We start from the raw sequence: 16,601 nt of genomic DNA, 5'->3' as shown, positions 1-16,601 counted from the left end.
GAGGTTTTATCGGAATATAATTTGTTTATAGTCTATCTTTTGAGATAACTTCAATTTGTAAATTCTTTCAGATGAAACCCGCTCCTAAAAAAACTGATTTCAAAGCTGTAATAGTGAGCCTATTCGCTGCTATTATTTTTTGGATAATGAATGCCTTGAACAAAGAAGGCTATTCACAAAAAATTTCCTTTCCTATTCGTATTACTTACGACGATTCCCTTTACATACCGACTCAGCCACTTCCTGAAAAAATTTCTGTCAATGTTTCTGGTAGCGGGTGGGATTTATTACGTAAATCGTTTTCATTCAATAAGACGCCTATTCAGTATGCTATCAACAAGCCACTGAAGACTAAGTTTTTGAATACTGGTATGCTCACAGATTCTATTGCGGAGTATATTAGAGATGTACAGGTAAACTATATAGTAGCCGACCGCTTTGAGATAGAATTTGATAGAAAAATCAAGAAAGATTTTACCTTAAAAATAGATAGCTTACATATTCCCTTGAAAGAGCATTATGTAGTATCGAGTGTGATAAATCTTAATCCAAGAGTATTGACCATTGAAGGCCCAGAATCTATGTTGAAAGATATGGATAGCACGATTTATATTAAAGTGCCTGGACAACGGATTAAAGATAATTTTGATGATGAAATAGGGTTGCCTTTTGCTAAAAACGGCATATTGAAAACTAATAAGAGCAAAGTAAGCGTAAGTTTTGAGGTTGAAGAATTATTAAAATAATGGCAAAGGTAATTGGTATTACAGGAGGGATAGGTTCGGGTAAAAGCCTTGTTTGTAAGATTTTTTCTATACTAGGTATTTCAATTTATGAAGCTGATACACGTGCTAAATGGCTTGTCGCGCATAATATTCCCCTCAAAAATTCGATTATTCAATTATTAGGCGAAAATGCTTATACTGCCAGTGGCGACTACAACCGCGAATGGGTAGCTTCACAAGTATTCAATAATGTAGATTTACTACTTCAATTAAATGCACTAATACATCCAGCAGTTCGGCAAGATGCCCGAACATGGATTGACGACCATCAACAATATTCATTTGTATTGTATGAAGCTGCGCTCATGAAAGCAGCAGGAGATGGAAATGCCTTTGATAAAGTAATTGTGGTAGATGCCCCAAAAGCCCTTAGAATAAAGCGTGTAAAGGCAAGAGACGGGCGTACAGAAGCCGCCATTGAAGACATCATAGCCAGACAAATATCAGAAAGTGAACGATTGAAAATTGCTGATTTTGTAATTAACAACGACGAAAAAGAGCCCTTGTTAGACCAAGTATTAGCCTTGTATCAAAAACTAAAGGCAACATCATAATGAAGACTAACAAACATGAGTCATCCCGAATTTTAAAATAACAAAAAAGCGGTCAAAATTAGTTTTTGACCGCTTTTTTGTTATTTATTTTTCCCGAATTCCTACTGTTTGAGCGAAGCGAGTTTAGGAATTCTTGATTTTCTTTTGTTACTTTTCTTTCATCAAGGAAAGAAAAGTAAGGACTAGACAATAATAATTAGAAATCCTCTCAAATTGTCTCCAAAACGCACAATTTTAGGGAAAATTCGGGATGACTCGTGTTTGTTAGTCTTTAGCTTCTATTCACTGGTGCCTAACCAAAAGCTTTTTGGTTACCAGTGATCTGCCATCAGCAGACAGTTGATATAAATAAATGCCATTTCCCCAATCTTTGGTAGAAATCTCTTTTCTTGAAGCATCTTTGTCTAAAACTTCTTCTTTAATCTCACTTCCCAAAACGTTGTAAAAAGTGATTTTTACTTCGTTTACTTGTGAGGAGATATTATATTTAATCGTTGCAATATCATCCGCTGGATTAGGATAAATATTCCAAATTGATATTTTGTCGTTATTGAATAGTTTATCGTCAGCACTAAAAGATTCTTCTACTTTAGTTTCTACTGAAGTAGTTGATGCAACCACTTGAGCTTCATTTTTAGTAGCGTAGTTTTTAGGCGTTTGTACCATCAAAGAATTAGTAAAATACTGACTAATAGCAGCACGCTGATAGTTTATATTCCTATCAAGAGAAAGGTGAGATGGCTGGAAATATGAAAAAGACCTCTTTTTATAAGATGAAGAGCTCGTAATCTGGCTCATAGTCTTTTGCTTTGGCTTAACTTCCAAGCGACTTTTATATCGATTCTCAGTAGTTTGAGCAACCCCTGATATCGATGATATCAAGCATCCCCAAAGTAACCAAGCTTTTGTATTAAAGAGTATAGGTTTCATTTCATTTAGTATTTCTTTATGAAGACAACATTAGTCAATTAATAAATATTTTTAAGTGTCTATATTATAATAGACCTAAAAATCGTTTGAAAGGTTGCTTTGACTTTTAAATATTTTATTGATAAAACAAAAATATATTAAAAAAGTTCAATTTTCAAAGTTTCGGCAACGTTTTTTTGTTTATTTTATTATGTGGTGATTCATTAATTTTCTTTTCTATCTTTTTTTCTACCTTTTTTATCAAGACAGAATCTTTTGAAGCAGTTAATGAGGGGGTAATAATAGGACGTGCAACTCTTGCTAAAATACTTGCTTTATTCGGCATTTCGCTGATTCGCCACCTGAATCCATCCAACTCTTTATCGTCTTCTTTTACTTCTTTGGGCGGAATAAACTTACCATCTGGTTTAGCTAAAAAAGCTATGCGAGATATCTTATTTTTAGCAAAATTCATATTCATTTTCCCACATTGTACTCTATTCATCCCAGTTAGGGTATTTTTTTCATCAATTGCGTAATAGATGCTTTCACCGTTGCCCTCCACATTCACACGTTCAATTTTCGAATCATCCGTGAACCTAACCACCATTTTACGCCCTTTAATCTGGTTATAATTTGTTAGCGTATCCGTTGCAATCACAAAAGACTTGCCCTTCATATTCATCACACTGATTTTATTTCTTTTCAGTAGGATATTTATTGAGTCTGCTTCAGATTGATTTTTTAAATTCCAGAGAATAGGTTTCTGATAAAAATAAATAGTTGAGTCTGAAACATTATAACTCAGCGAGTCACACTTTGCCGCAAAATCACTTTTAGAAATCATTACTCTTTTATAAGCATACATTTTCTTGGTTTTGGTTTCCTTGTTGTCCAACGAAACCAAGGTGTCTGCCGTTAAAAAAAGTGTGTCATTCTCAAAAACATTCTTCAATAAAGCATGTCCGAATACCCTGGTAACCCCAGTTTTCTTAGAATATCTACCACGGTCGCCCGTCAGGATAGCCTTGTCTTTTTTCGAGACAAAATGAATATTCCCAATCGCAATACCAATTTCGGTTGGCGGGTCGTAAATCATTGTATCGGCCGTCATGACATAATCTTCCGTTTTTACAGTCGACCGTCCCTTGAGGTTCGAAATCTTTGTGATAGTATTATATTGGCTACCGGGGTTGGCGTATGTTGTATCTTTTTTATTAACAACCAACGTAGGGGCTATAAAAAAAGCTTCCTTGGATAAGGTACTATATCGCAAGGAATCGCCCGTTAGGCTACCATCCTTATCGATAACATGTACATTCGTTTTAAAATCAAATAGCTTTGTAACAGTATTATAATAGCCTTCTTTACTGGTTAGCGTACTTTTTTTATCAATGATTTTACCGCCAGTATTATAGTAAGCAATGCTAGTATTCAAATTATAATCTAGCTTATTGGTAGTCAATAAAATCGTTTTATCGTCTAACTTCACATGCCCATTGATGATTGCTTTTCTTTCATTTCCAAAATAATAGGCAGTATCCCCAGTAATCGTGACCGTATCTGCTTGAATAATTTTTACTTTTCCGTAAGCTTCAAGAATATTCGTTGTTTCATTCAAAATAGCCAGATTGCAATACATCAGGGTAGTACCTTGTCGCAAAGCAACATTCCCAATCAGCTTCTTCATTTGCATAAATGGCTGGTTCTGGCCAATCAAACTGTCGGCTTTGATGATTTCTACTTGGCTTCCAGCAGGAGTTTGGGCATTGGTTGAAAAAAAAGTAAAAAACGATAAAATTAATCCTATGAAAATATACGATAAAGTACTGGAAATGGATTTGACTATTTCAAATGCTTTCATCGATTCTGGAATTACTTTTATTTGATGTATTTTTGTGGAATATTTCATAAATCTTGTGCTTGCAAAATTAGCCAAATAAAATCATGCTCAACGAGTTTTTAACGTTTATTAACAAACAAAATCTTATTCAACCGTCTCAAAAAGTACTTTTAGCGGTAAGTGGTGGTATGGATTCTGTCGTGATGTGCGACCTTTTCAGCAAAGCCAAACTTAACTTTGCGATTGCCCATTGCAATTTTGGACTTCGTGGCGAGGAATCGAATGAAGATGAAATGTTTGTAAAGAAACTTTCTATTAAATACAAAGTGCCTTTTTATGTGACTACCTTTCAAACGACTGATTTTGCCGAAAATGAAAAGATTTCTACGCAAATGGCTGCGCGTATTTTAAGGTATGAATGGTTTGAAAAAATAAGAACCCAACATCAGTTCGACTATATCGCTACGGCGCATCATCAAAATGATGTACTTGAAACGGTATTGCTGAATTTGACCAAAGGAACAGGCATAGCAGGCTTGCATGGTATCAGGGTAAAAAATGGGCATATCATTCGTCCAGTGTTGTTTGCTGAGAAAGAATCCTTTTTTGACTATGTCGTAGAAAATCAGATTATCTGGCGTGAAGATTCTTCTAATGAATCTAATAAATATCAACGTAACCTGATTCGTAATGAAGTAGTGCCTTTGTTGAAACAGATTAATCCTAATCTTGAAAATACTATTCAGCAAACCGTAGAAAGAATTACGGCGGTAGAAGATATTTTTGAGCAAGAGATGGAAATGCTCAAAAAGCAAATCACTTGGTCAGATTCGCAGGCAATTTATGTGAACTACAAAGCTATTCAAACGCTTTCACAACCTGTGATTAAACTAGCAGAATTGTTGAAGCCTTATAATTTTAGCTATCAACAAAGTCAGGATATTTTTGAAGCTTTTGATAAAGAAGCAGGCAAAATGTTTCTTACACCAACACATACGCTAGTAAAAGACCGTACAGAATTGGTTATTACCCCAAAAAATCTACAGGCTTTTACAAGCAAAACCATTGAGACAAATAATGTGGTAGTAGAGTTTGGCGATAGAATGCTAAACATCGGAGAGTTTACTGAAATAGAAGAAGATTTTATAGTACCGACAGCTAAAAAGGTAGCTTGTTTGGATGCTGACAAGATTCGCTTTCCGTTACAGCTACGTAAGTGGAAAGAAGGCGATTGGTTTTGTCCATTAGGAATGAACAAGAAAAAGCTCATCAGTGATTTTTTGATTGACCAAAAAGTACCTTTGAATTTGAAAAAAGATGTCTATCTGCTTACATCAAACGGTTCCATAGTGTGGGTAATTGGCTTTAGGATTGATGATAGATTTAAAGTCACAGAAAAGACTGCTAAGATTTGCTTGATGGAAGTGAAATAATTGGAGTTGGGAGTTTTGAGTGCGGAATGTGGAGTTGAAAAAGGGAAGTTTAACAAAATAGCCTCATAGAGGCGAAATATCGGTAGAAGCATCCTATTACTATTAGCCCATCCAACATGAGTCATCCCGAATTTTTCCTAAAATTGTGCGTTTTGGAGACAATTTGAGAGGTTTTCTAATTAATTATTGTCTAGCCCTTACTTTTCTTTCCTTGATGAAAGAAAAGTAACAAAAGAAAATCAAGAATTCCTAAACTCGCTCCGCTCAAACAGTAGGAATTCGTTGCCCATCAATCATAAAAAAGCGGTCGAAAAACTAATTTCGACCGCTTTTTTATGATTTTAAAATTAGGGATGACTCATGTTGAGGGAGAGTTGTGTACAATGGGGCTACCGATATAGTGTTCCAAACGGAACTATAATCTTTATCCATAAATCAAAAAAAGCGGTCTAAAACTAATTTAGACCGCTTTTTGTTTTAATATTCGATATAACTATTATTCCATTATTTCTTTTTAGTAGCTTTAAAATTACCATTGGGTTGAACAAAAGTAATCGCAGTAACTTCCAGATTTGGCGTTATATCAAACAAAACACTGTAACCTTTCAACTTGACAAGGTTAAATTTGTGATTACCAATAGAAGCTAATTCATATTCGGGCTGACCGGGGATAAAGACATAAAGCGTTTTGTCATTTTTAACATACGTTTTAATCGTAACACCTCCTAAATCAAACTCGCCTACATACTTTTTCAATTCTTCTGCCGAAATGGGCTTGATAGGAATCACTCTACTAAACACAACTGGTTTACCGATAGTAGGTTCCAATCCGATGGCTGATAATGTTTCAATCTCCCCGTTAACCCCAGTGTTGAATTGAAAAAATATAGAACTTTTGTTCGTCGTATCAATGCCATATCGGGTGTCAAAATTCAAGAAAGTATCATAGTGATAATGCGAAAGCCACCATTGATGATTGGGCGATTGTAAAAACAATGAATCTCCTTTTTGAGTGACATTTAATTTTCCATAACCATCACTGACAAATATACCAGTATAGTCGCTCAGGCTATGTGAAGGTTTCGTATTCGTTTTTCGGTTGCTTGTTGGTTTATTTTTAGCTTCTTTTGATTCTTTGATCGCTTTTTTATATACTTTCAGCCGTTCTCCACTCCAATTATAATATTTAAGGTCGAGCATCTTGTCGGCAATGATATTACGGACAAGCGTAGGAACAGCAGAACCATCTTGATTTGTCAGCACAACAATACCTAAACTATCACTCGGGAAAAAAGAGGTATTAGCACTGAAACCATCAATATTTCCACCATGTTCTACCCGATAGTGTCCACGATATGATGACAGAAACCACCCAAATCCATAAGTAGATAGGTGTAGGTCAGGCGTTTCTTTACTGGGCAAAGCACCGTTTATGACCATCTGAGAAGAAATCGCATCTGTAACATATTGAGGAGATAGAATTTCTTTCCCTTCAAATTTACCGCCATTAATCCAAGCAGATACCCAATTGGCCATTTCTAATACATTACTATTAATACTCCCCGCAGGACCCATTTCATCGATATTATAATAATCTAAACGATAAATTAAACTATCCTTTTTTAAGCCATAACCTTTAGCCGCATCACTGCTTTTATCAAATTCTTTGATAGAGAAATGAGAGTTTGCCATATTGAGCGGCTTAAAAAAACGCTCTTTAATATTATTTTCCCAGCTTTTGCCAGTGAGTTTTTCTGCTACGATACCTTGAGCCAGAAACATGAAATTATTGTATTGCCAACGTTCGCGAATACCAGTAGAAGGCTCTAAAAAGCGAATACGCGTTAAAATACTATCACGAGAGGTAGGAGAAAAATACCAAGAATAATCGTGTCTGGGAAGTCCTGTACGATGGGTCATCATATCACGAAGGGTGATTTTATTATTCATATCATCGTTGTAGAACTTCAGCTCAGGTAAATAATTACTCACTGGTTTGTCTAATTCCAGTTTACCATCTTTTTGTAAAGCACCAATTAACGAAGACGTAAAAGCCTTTGTACACGAACCGATTGCGAATAAAGTAGTTGGTGTAACAGGCAACTTACTTTCATAATCACGGTAGCCAAAGCCTTTTGCATATACTACTTTGTTTTTTTGGATGATGGCTACTGCAAAACCAGGGGCTTTCCAGTCGGTAAGAATATGGTTTAAAGCAGTATCTAAACCCGCAAATCGGTCAGGGACAGTGGTTTTTCGTTTTTGAGCATTAGATAAAAGAGAGAGCGATAATAAGCAGATTGTCAGTAGTTTTTGCATAATTTTGAATTAATTTTAGAGATATTAACAATCATTCAATTTAAACAAAATCTTAGACAGATTGGAGTAGGTAGCTATTTTATTTTGTGGACTTTTACAAATATTTTTTAAGCAACTTTAAAGTAGAATTTGTCCATTATAAAGCTGAGATAGCGGTTGAAATCTAGACAGTTTTACCAAAATTTCCACCATTTGTCTTTTATAATTATAGGTGGAATATAATCGCCATGAATAGTTTTGATACATTCTTCATTCTCTGTAAAAATAATTACTTCTACGTTGGGATTTTTATTCACAATACTTTGTGCTTGTTTTTCTGCTTCTTCAATACTTGAAACAATTAAGTAAGGACACATTGTGTTGCTTTTATCTTGATGTTGAAATAATGTAAAACCGTCAGTATGTAATACGTGACCCGTTTCATACTTGGTTTGTAATAATAAATATTTCATTGTTCTACTCTTTCAATGTTTAAATTCCTGTGAGCACCTTTTAATAAAACTTCTGATTTACTAACTCTACCACCTCCTTATATAAAAACTACTGATTTTGTATTTGGACTTACTATCAATGAAGATTTAAGCACTTATTGTGTAAGTACCACATCATTGCCAGCAATTCTTAATGCAAAATTCTTAGCTACTTCTGGGTTAATTGTCTATGAAGTCATTTTACTATTTGTTGTTCCATTCACAGTCCTTGTTGGAGTTTTCAAAATAATTCCAATAAGGAGCAGATATTAAAATTAATAAAAATAATCTCTTTTTTCTGTAATTATCATAATCTTCGTTCGACTAATCATTCAAAACCTCCAATGTATTGAACCAAATAGTAGAAAATCAATTTGTTGAACTAATCAAAATCCATCAGGGCATCGTGCATAAAGTGTGCGGGATGTATCGTCGTGACCATGATGATCGAAAAGATTTGTTTCAAGAAATTGTGATTCAATTATGGAAAGCTTTTCCGAAGTTTAGGCACGAAGCAAAGGTTTCAACATGGATATATCAAATTTCACTAAATGTCGCCATTTCTGATTTTAGAAAAGAAAGTAGAAAACCTATCCGAGTAGAATTGTCGGAAACAATTACCAATATTTCAGACAATCAGTACGACTACAGCATTGAAGAAAAACTAGCGGTATTGTATCAGGCCATCGACCAACTATCTGAAATTGAAAAGGCTATTATTATGCTGTATTTTGAAGAAAAGAATAACGAAGAAATTGCTGAGATAATCGGTATTAGTCAGAATAATGTAAGAGTGAAAATGACTAGAATACGTGAAAAACTAAGAACTTTGATGGCCAATACCAAATAGTTTCACAGCTATAGTAAAACTATTATGCTCCAAAACAAAAGATGGAATTAGACGAATTAAAAAATATTTGGCAACAAACATCCCTTGAAAACATGTCTGCTCAAGTGATTGAAAACGATGAATTTTCAATGATGATGAAGGGTAAATCAAATGATGTGATAGCAAGGCTGAAAAAAAACATGATGTTTGAGTTTATCATAAGCATTTTGTTTATCCCCATCTTCCTATACTTTATTTTCTTTACAGACATTGCCGTTTTTCATAAATATGTTTGCTCAACACTGATTTTTACTACTGTTGCTACTTTAGTGGTTTTTTGGTTTGAATATCGTTCTCTCCAAGCATTTGAAACAAGATTAAGTTTAATTACTTCTTTGCGTATTACGGTAGAACAATTTTCTAAATTTGTCCGCATCTACTTGATTATCAATTATGTGCTGCTTTTTCCGATGATGTTTTATGGAATGGTTGTAGGCGTGGAACTCACAGGTCAAGAATTATCGCTAACATTTTTAATAGGTATTACTGTAATTACTTCTCCTTTAGGCTATTTTTGGGTTAAATTTTATATTCGTAAAGTATATGGCCAACACCTAGACAAACTAAAAAGCTGTTTAGCGGAATTAGAAGAGAGCATCGACTAAGCGATATTGATACATAAACGGACAAAAATTTTACATTCAAGCAAGAAACAAAACCTTTAATATTTATTCCCCCAATGGCAAATCCTATTAAGTTTTTTACTATTTCATTAATCTTTAGCTTTCTATATTTCTCTAAGATTTATGGACAAAAAGAAGAGAAATCATTACTCTACGAAATTTCAGGTAATGGACTTTCACAACCTTCCTATATTTTTGGTACCATACATGTTATTTGTAAAGATGATTTTTTCTTGCCAGAAGTTGTAAAAAGTAAGTTTGCCTCAGCTCAGCAAGTTTATTTAGAAATCGATATGGATGACCCGTCGATGATGACAGAAATGCAAAAAAATATGATGATGCCCGACGGGAAAACCTTGAAGACAATCATGTCGGAAACAGATTATACCAAAGTAGCCAAGTTTTTTAAAGACTCTTTAAAAACCAATATCGCTTTTATGGATGGCATGAAGCCTTTTATCCTTAGCTCGATGAGTATTCCTAGTATGTTAGGTTGCCCAATGCAAGGCTATGAGGAGGTTTTTGTCAAGATGGCACAAGAACAGAAAAAGGAAGTAAAGGGCCTTGAATTAGTACAAGAACAGTTTGATGCGGTAGATAAAATGGGCATGGAAAAACAAGCTGATTTGATGCTAGTAAAAATGGTAGATAACTGGACAGAGGGGAAGAAGGAATTAAAGCAGTTGATTAAAGACTATAAAAAACAAGATATAGAAGCATTACTGGCGGATATAACCAACTCACCCACATCAGACGCTGGTTTTGAAAAAGATTTACTAGAAACCAGAAATGCCAATTGGGTTCCTAGAATGGTCACTATTATGAAAGAAAAAGCTACTTTTTTTGGCGTAGGAGCAGGACATTTAGGAGGTGCGAAAGGAGTGTTAGCCTTATTGAAAAAACAAGGTTATACGATAAAACCAGTAACGAAAAACTAAACCAAATGCTGATAACGTAAGCATTTGGGAATGGGGAGTAGTATAACTATATTCTTTTTAATAAAACAAAAACCTGTGTGAATCATCAAATTCCACAGGTTTTTGTACTTTTGAGGGAAATTATAAATATTATGCTTCAACTCTCTGAAATCTGGATTTACCCCGTAAAATCGCTTGCTGGTATTAGCCTTCAACAAGCAAAAGTCACTGAAAGAGGCATTGAGCATGACCGAAGATGGCTTTTAGTAAACGAAGAAGGCACTTTCCTTACCCAAAGACAATTCCCTCAATTAGCGCTTTTTCAGCCTAGTATTGATGACGAATTCCTGACGATTACCCATAGGAAAGATATTGTTGAGCCTCTTAAAGTAAGCCTTACACCACCCAATCATCATGAATATGTGCAAGTAAAAGTATGGGATGATACCATAGATGCCTTGGAAGTAAGTACTGAAGCCAACGAATGGTTTTCAAAGGCTTTGGCAATGAAGGTAAGGTTGGTTTATATGCCCGAAGACAGTAGGAGAGAGGTAGATAAAAAATATGCCATTACTGGCGAAGAGATTACGTCTTTCTCAGATGCTTATCCTTTTTTAGTAATCGGGCAATCATCTTTAGATGATTTAAATAATCGTTTAAAAGAGCATGTGAAAATGAATCGTTTTCGCCCGAATTTAGTTTTCAAAGGAGGAGAAGCTTATGAAGAAGAAAATTGGTACGAAGTACAGATAGGGAAAGCCACTTTTTGGGGCGTAAAACCCTGTGCCAGATGTATCATGACGACAATTGACCAAGAGTCTGGAGAAAAAACAGGTAAAGACCCACTCTATACATTATCAACCTACAGAAAGGCTGGTAAAAGAGTATTATTTGGACAAAATTTACTGGTAACTGTATTGGATACCATACAGCTTGGCGATAGTATCAATGTAATAAGTACTAAGAAATTACCTCAATTTGAAATAGAGGTTTCATAATGCGTTTCTCTTGAAAAGTGGTCAACTTAACCATTAAAATGAGTACATTATAAAAATATGACAGATTCATCCCCCAAACAATCTCCTTACGAAGCCCTTAAATATCCAGAATTTGTAGCCTTCATATTTGCCAACGGTTTTGTGACGATGGCATTACTCATTCAAGAAGTAATTCTTGGATACTCTATTTATAAAATCACCCACGACCCACTGGCACTTGGTTTAATTGGTTTGGCAGAAGCCTTACCTTATATTTCATTGGCATTGTTCGGAGGACATTTTGCCGACCGTAGAAATAAGAAAACCATTATGCAAGTTAGTTTAGCTTTCATTACTTTGGGGTCAGTCGTGTTAATTTGGGCGACTAATCCCACGAGTGGTCTGACCCAAGCCCAGATGCTAACGGTTGTTTATGGCGTAATTATGCTGATTGGTTTTTCAAGGGGTTTTTATAGCCCAGCTTCAGGTTCATTGAATCCATTTTTAATTCCCAAAGACGTTTTTGCTAATGCTGCTACTTGGCAGAGTTCTTTTTGGCAAGCAGGAGCTATTTTAGGCCCAGGTCTTGCGGGTTTTTTATATGCTTATCTTGGACTTACGCATGCTTTATGGTGCGTAGTAGGTTTATTTGTATTGGTGATGATACTCATTTCTATGATTACGGCTCCGCCAATTCCCCAACAAAATGAGCAAAAAGTGAATATCTTCTTCTCGCTCCGTGAAGGAATCGTGTATGTTTTCAAAACAAAAATTATCCTTTACGCTATTTCGCTAGATTTGTTCTCAGTGCTTTTTGGTGGCGTAATTGCTTTATTACCAGTGTATTCAGAAGATGTACTCCATGTAGGTGCCGAAGGGTTAGGTATTCTAAGAGCCGCTCCATCCATTGGTGCCGTTTTGTGTATGATTTTGATGGTTTATATTCCACCTTTGGGTAAAGCATGGCGTAACTTACTCTTAGCGATTATAGGCTTTGGCTTGGCTACATTGGTTTTTGCCGTATCTACTAATATCTGGCTATCGGTTATTGCTTTATTTTTTACAGGGGTGTTCGATAGTGTAAGTGTTATAATTCGTCAAACTATTCTGCGCTTCTTTACTCCTGATGAAATGCGAGGAAGGGTTTCTTCTGTAAATGGCATTTTTGTGAGTTCTTCAAATGAATTAGGAGCTTTTGAATCAGGATTTTTGGCTAAGGTAATGGGAACAGTACCTTCTGTAATATTTGGCGGAGCAATGACCTTAATCATTGTAACCATCGTATGGATTCGCTCAAAAGAATTATTTGATTTGAGACTGTAATTTTTTCTGAATAGCAGATTAAAATACTCATGGCATGACTCAAAGTCATGCCATGAGTGACCTCTTCCTTGTTCTTGCCTAAAATTGGTTGACATAAATTTTAACCTATTTTAGACAAGCACACCTAATCACTATTGACTAATCACCAATCACTAAAAATATCACTAAAAGAACTTGAGTAAAGATTCTGTAAAAAATACTTCTGAAAAATCAGGCTTACATCCTCGAAATCCTCATCGATTTCGATATGATTTTAAGGCATTGATTGCTAGTTTACCCGAGCTAGCAAAATTTGTTTTTCATAATCAATTTGAGGTTGAAAGCATAGATTTTTCCAATCCTGAAGCCGTAAAAGTGCTTAATAGAGCTTTATTGAAGCATTTTTATGGTATTAGTCATTGGGATATTCCACCCGATTATCTTTGTCCACCCATCCCCGGTCGGGCAGATTATATTCATTATTTAGCAGATTTACTGGCAAGTGCCAACAAGGGAAATATACCCACTGGAAATAAGATACAAGTATTGGATATTGGGATAGGGGCAAACTGTGTGTACCCCATTATTGGTAGCCATGAATATGCTTGGAAATTTGTAGGAGCAGATATTGATAAAAAAGCAATAGCATCAGTCAAGGCAATTATTGAAGCCAATGATTCTTTGAAAAATACAGTAGCATGTAGGTGGCAGGCTTCCCATGCAAACATCTTTAAAGGAATTATTCAACAAGACGAATACTTTGATTTAACCTTGTGTAACCCACCTTTTCATGGTTCAATGGCTGAGGCAAAAGCTGGCACTGAACGCAAATGGAAAAATTTAGGGAAGAACAATAACAAGGTACTTAATTTTGGGGGACAAAATAACGAACTTTGGTGTGAAGGTGGCGAAGAAACATTTGTAGCAAATATGATCGCTGAAAGTACATTGTTTGCTCATAATTGCTTGTGGTTTACTTCGCTTATTTCCAAGAAAACTACCTTGCCGAAAGCATACGCATTATTAAAAAAGGTAAAGGCTTTAGAGGTAAAAACCATTGATATGGCACAAGGACAAAAAGTAAGCAGAATACTTGCTTGGACATTCTTGACAAAAAGCCAACACCAAGATTGGCAAACAAAACGCGGGTAATAAGTTATGAGTTGTGAGTGATGAGTTTTGTATTTAAGATATTGGTATACAATAATTTAATCTGACAATAAGCATCACTTGTTTTACAATACACTACTTAACTGGCGATGGCTTTTTGTCTTCTTTAGGACCTCTTAAATGGATTACTAAGCCATTCAAAAAATTTCTTAGAATCTGGTCTCCACAAGGTTTAAAATTTGGGTGGTCTTCATTACGGAACAAAGCGCCAATTTCAGCTTTAGATACGTTGAAATCTACCAATTTTAGAATATCTACAATTTGGTCATCTCTTAATTGAAGAGCTACCCTTAGTTTTTTTAAAATATCGTTATTAGACATGGAATGATTGCTTAATGATTATTTCTATCAGCAAAGTTACCGCCTTCTCTTCATTTTTCAAGTTGCTTTCTTTCTATAGGATGATTAATTTTGAATCCGAAAGCTGATAATGAGTAATGAATCAATTTAATTACTTAATTTTCAATCTGGTAGAAGCCAGACTATTGATAATATTTATTAATGCCAGTCGTTTTTATAAATAGGTAGGCTTGTTATTGAGCATAAATTACCTCCAAACAGAAAAATCATCAACATAGTGTTTCATTTTCAAAAAGCATTACGTACTTACTTTACTTTCATGATAGTCTTGCTGAGTTTTTCTCAGCATGCTAAATCGCAGGTATACGATGCTTTTGATTTAAAAAAAGATGGAGTAGGCCTTTGCCCAGGCGGACAAATCAGAGTATATATAGACCCAAACGCTAATTATGTTTTCTACTCTTGGGAAATCCTTCGTGATAATGGCTGGTCTGCCATTCCCAATTCCAATAGTCCTTCTGTTAGTCATAACGAAGCACTGCCATATAGGCTAAAAGTTATTGATGTAAACGGAATAGTAATGTATTCAAAACAATTGAATGTGGTCATGTTGGGAGCACCGCAATCAATTATTACGCCATCTCCCAATGTTAATCAGATTTGTCAAGGAGATGAAGTAAAACTAAATGCCAATCAAATATCGACTGCCTTTTATAGATGGGAGTATAATAATAATACTTTAATAGATGATGGACTACAACTAACAGCCAAAAAAGCAGGTACTTATAGACTATACGTAACGGATGAAAATAGTTGTACCACAGCATCAGAACCTTATACGTTAACTTATTTTTCTACGATTGTGGTACAATTAGATGCGGTTGATATTATCTGTGGGGTAAAAACAACACCTTTTAAGCTGAATGGCTCGCCTGCTGGTGGAGAATATCGAGGAGCTGGCATAACTGATAAAACATTAGGTACTTTTAACCCTGCTGTGGCAGGAGTAGGCAAGCATGAAGTTGCCTATGCCGTACCTAACACAGGAGCTTGTCCTGAAATTGTTGAAAAAATTACAATTACCATTGCTGACCCAAAAGCAACTATCACTAACGACCCAAACAAGACAGAGTTTTGTGAAGGAGATTTAGTAACCTTGAAAGGACCAACAGGACTAACAACCTATAATTGGTTTTTGAATGGAAGTGAGATTAGCACAGACACAGAAATACAAGTGAGGACTAGCGGAGATTATACCCTAAAAGTTACCGACGAACTGGATTGTAATGATACTTCGGCACCTGTTAAAATAGCTTTTTTTAATAACTCATCTACTTCAATGGAAACTGTTGCTTCTGTTTGTGGAACAGACTATCAGCCTGTTACTTTAAAAGGCTCTCCGTCTGGAGGTGTTTTTACGATCGATAATACAACAGCTACAGTGTTTGATTATAAAAAAGCAGGGTTTGGTAAGCACGTTATTAAGTATAAAATAAATGGGGTGTTGAGCTGTTTAAATAGTGAGATTAGCCAAGAAGTTTATATTGAAGCATTGCCAAAATTGGATTTGGGTAATGATATATATTTACCCAAAGGAAATAGCGTAACATTAAAGGGTTATATCGGTTCAGACTATACCTATGCATGGTTGCCAAGAACTAGCCTTGATAATCCGAATGCTCCTAACCCTGTTGCATCACCTAATCAGAGTATTCGATATACACTTTTAGTAACCAGTTCTAGAGGATGCAGTGTCAAAGATGATATTGCTGTGCTAGTTTACGACAAAGTTTATGTGCCAACGGCTTTTTCTCCTAATGGAGATGGGCAAAATGATAAGTGGGAATTATCGGGTATCAACAATTATCCTGATGCCGAAATACATGTTTATGATAGATGGGGAAATGTAGTATTTTATTCAAAAGGGAATTATACGCCTTTTGATGGAACGAACTCAGGAAATCAACTATATGAAGGCACTTATATTTATAAAATTATCCTGTATCCAGACCATCCCATTTTTCAATATAATGGTACTTTGACGATACTGCGGTGAGTTTTCCATGATTATCACTAGCGAAGGGACTTAAGTCCCTCGCTAGTGATAAAT

15 protein-coding genes are annotated in these 16,601 nt (G+C 35.3%); 10 read left to right on the top strand and 5 right to left on the bottom strand.

What is annotated here, in order from left to right:
• Window positions 1-71: 71 nt before the first annotated feature.
• On the top strand, window positions 72-746 hold the full coding sequence (locus tag VB264_RS00255; RefSeq protein WP_323246019.1) for a YbbR-like domain-containing protein: 675 nt from the start codon (window positions 72-74) through the stop codon (window positions 744-746).
• A complete protein-coding gene (coaE, locus tag VB264_RS00250) occupies window positions 746-1,339 on the top strand; it encodes a dephospho-CoA kinase (RefSeq protein WP_323246018.1) in 594 nt (197 codons plus the stop codon). Before VB264_RS00255 ends, coaE begins: the two co-directional genes overlap by 1 nt.
• 282 nt (window positions 1,340-1,621) lie before the next feature.
• Here coaE and VB264_RS00245 read toward each other — a convergent pair whose 3' ends face one another.
• A complete protein-coding gene (locus VB264_RS00245) occupies window positions 1,622-2,137 on the bottom strand; it encodes a T9SS type A sorting domain-containing protein (RefSeq protein WP_323246017.1) in 516 nt (171 codons plus the stop codon).
• Window positions 2,138-2,423: 286 nt separating this feature from the next.
• A complete protein-coding gene (locus VB264_RS00240; protein WP_323246016.1) occupies window positions 2,424-4,160 on the bottom strand; it encodes an OstA-like protein in 1,737 nt (578 codons plus the stop codon).
• A 35-nt stretch (window positions 4,161-4,195) separates the two neighbouring features.
• Here VB264_RS00240 and tilS point away from each other — a divergent pair, with 35 nt between their 5' ends.
• The gene (tilS, locus tag VB264_RS00235) at window positions 4,196-5,524 is read left to right on the top strand and encodes a tRNA lysidine(34) synthetase TilS (RefSeq protein ID WP_323246015.1); all 1,329 of its coding nucleotides are present in this window, start codon (window positions 4,196-4,198) and stop codon (window positions 5,522-5,524) included.
• 504 nt (window positions 5,525-6,028) lie between these two features.
• Here tilS and VB264_RS00230 read toward each other — a convergent pair.
• Both VB264_RS00230 and VB264_RS00225 read right to left on the bottom strand, forming a co-directional pair.
• Window positions 6,029-7,843, bottom strand: a complete 1,815-nt coding sequence (locus VB264_RS00230) for a serine hydrolase (protein WP_323246014.1) — start codon at window positions 7,841-7,843, stop codon at window positions 6,029-6,031.
• Between the two features lie 173 nt (window positions 7,844-8,016).
• The gene (locus VB264_RS00225; protein ID WP_323246013.1) at window positions 8,017-8,295 is read right to left on the bottom strand and encodes a hypothetical protein; all 279 of its coding nucleotides are present in this window, start codon (window positions 8,293-8,295) and stop codon (window positions 8,017-8,019) included.
• Window positions 8,296-8,662: 367 nt separating this feature from the next.
• On the opposite strand from VB264_RS00225, the gene VB264_RS00220 reads away from it, so the two are divergent.
• The 6 genes from VB264_RS00220 (at window position 8,663) to rlmF (ending at window position 14,173) form a co-directional block, all read left to right on the top strand.
• Window positions 8,663-9,163, top strand: a complete 501-nt coding sequence (locus VB264_RS00220) for an RNA polymerase sigma factor (RefSeq protein WP_309914275.1) — start codon at window positions 8,663-8,665, stop codon at window positions 9,161-9,163.
• 41 nt (window positions 9,164-9,204) lie between these two features.
• Window positions 9,205-9,807 carry a hypothetical protein gene (locus tag VB264_RS00215; RefSeq protein ID WP_323246012.1) on the top strand — a complete coding sequence of 201 codons (603 nt, stop codon included), beginning with the start codon at window positions 9,205-9,207 and terminating at the stop codon, window positions 9,805-9,807.
• 74 nt (window positions 9,808-9,881) lie between these two features.
• Window positions 9,882-10,763, top strand: coding sequence for a TraB/GumN family protein (locus VB264_RS00210; RefSeq protein ID WP_323246011.1), 882 nt, complete (start codon window positions 9,882-9,884; stop codon window positions 10,761-10,763).
• A 131-nt stretch (window positions 10,764-10,894) separates the two neighbouring features.
• Entirely contained in the window at window positions 10,895-11,740 is an 846-nt protein-coding gene (locus VB264_RS00205) for an MOSC domain-containing protein (protein WP_323246010.1), read from the top strand.
• Window positions 11,741-11,797: 57 nt separating this feature from the next.
• Window positions 11,798-13,042 carry an MFS transporter gene (locus tag VB264_RS00200; protein ID WP_323246009.1) on the top strand — a complete coding sequence of 415 codons (1,245 nt, stop codon included), beginning with the start codon at window positions 11,798-11,800 and terminating at the stop codon, window positions 13,040-13,042.
• A gap of 174 nt (window positions 13,043-13,216) precedes the next feature.
• Window positions 13,217-14,173, top strand: coding sequence for a 23S rRNA (adenine(1618)-N(6))-methyltransferase RlmF (gene rlmF / locus VB264_RS00195; protein WP_323246008.1), 957 nt, complete (start codon window positions 13,217-13,219; stop codon window positions 14,171-14,173).
• Window positions 14,174-14,266: 93 nt separating this feature from the next.
• Here the strand turns inward: rlmF and VB264_RS00190 are convergent, their stop codons facing one another.
• Entirely contained in the window at window positions 14,267-14,512 is a 246-nt protein-coding gene (locus tag VB264_RS00190; protein WP_309914291.1) for a DUF1456 family protein, read from the bottom strand.
• A gap of 256 nt (window positions 14,513-14,768) precedes the next feature.
• Between VB264_RS00190 and VB264_RS00185 the strand changes: the two genes are divergently transcribed.
• A complete protein-coding gene (locus VB264_RS00185; RefSeq protein ID WP_323246007.1) occupies window positions 14,769-16,547 on the top strand; it encodes a gliding motility-associated C-terminal domain-containing protein in 1,779 nt (592 codons plus the stop codon).
• Window positions 16,548-16,601: the final 54 nt, after the last annotated feature.

The organism is Arcicella aquatica (assembly GCF_034928825.1).
GTDB classification, from domain to species: Bacteria; Bacteroidota; Bacteroidia; order Cytophagales; family Spirosomataceae; genus Arcicella; species Arcicella aquatica.
Note: the sequence above shows the minus strand (reverse complement) of the source record. Positions and strands in the feature narration are given on the sequence as shown.

Bases quoted from the DNA above. Each gene is read 5' to 3' on its own strand.
- VB264_RS00230 (WP_323246014.1), bottom strand. From the start codon at position 7,843: ATGCAAAAACTACTGACAATCTGCTTATTATCGCTCTCTCTTTTATCT.
- VB264_RS00210 (WP_323246011.1), top strand. From the start codon at position 9,882: ATGGCAAATCCTATTAAGTTTTTTACTATTTCATTAATCTTTAGCTTT.
- VB264_RS00205 (WP_323246010.1), top strand. From the start codon at position 10,895: ATGCTTCAACTCTCTGAAATCTGGATTTACCCCGTAAAATCGCTTGCT.
- VB264_RS00215 (WP_323246012.1), top strand. From the start codon at position 9,205: ATGGAATTAGACGAATTAAAAAATATTTGGCAACAAACATCCCTTGAA.
- VB264_RS00255 (WP_323246019.1), top strand. From the start codon at position 72: ATGAAACCCGCTCCTAAAAAAACTGATTTCAAAGCTGTAATAGTGAGC.
- tilS (WP_323246015.1), top strand. From the start codon at position 4,196: ATGCTCAACGAGTTTTTAACGTTTATTAACAAACAAAATCTTATTCAA.
- coaE (WP_323246018.1), top strand. From the start codon at position 746: ATGGCAAAGGTAATTGGTATTACAGGAGGGATAGGTTCGGGTAAAAGC.
- VB264_RS00245 (WP_323246017.1), bottom strand. From the start codon at position 2,137: ATGAGCCAGATTACGAGCTCTTCATCTTATAAAAAGAGGTCTTTTTCA.
- VB264_RS00225 (WP_323246013.1), bottom strand. From the start codon at position 8,295: ATGAAATATTTATTATTACAAACCAAGTATGAAACGGGTCACGTATTA.
- VB264_RS00200 (WP_323246009.1), top strand. From the start codon at position 11,798: ATGACAGATTCATCCCCCAAACAATCTCCTTACGAAGCCCTTAAATAT.
- VB264_RS00240 (WP_323246016.1), bottom strand. From the start codon at position 4,160: ATGAAATATTCCACAAAAATACATCAAATAAAAGTAATTCCAGAATCG.
- VB264_RS00190 (WP_309914291.1), bottom strand. From the start codon at position 14,512: ATGTCTAATAACGATATTTTAAAAAAACTAAGGGTAGCTCTTCAATTA.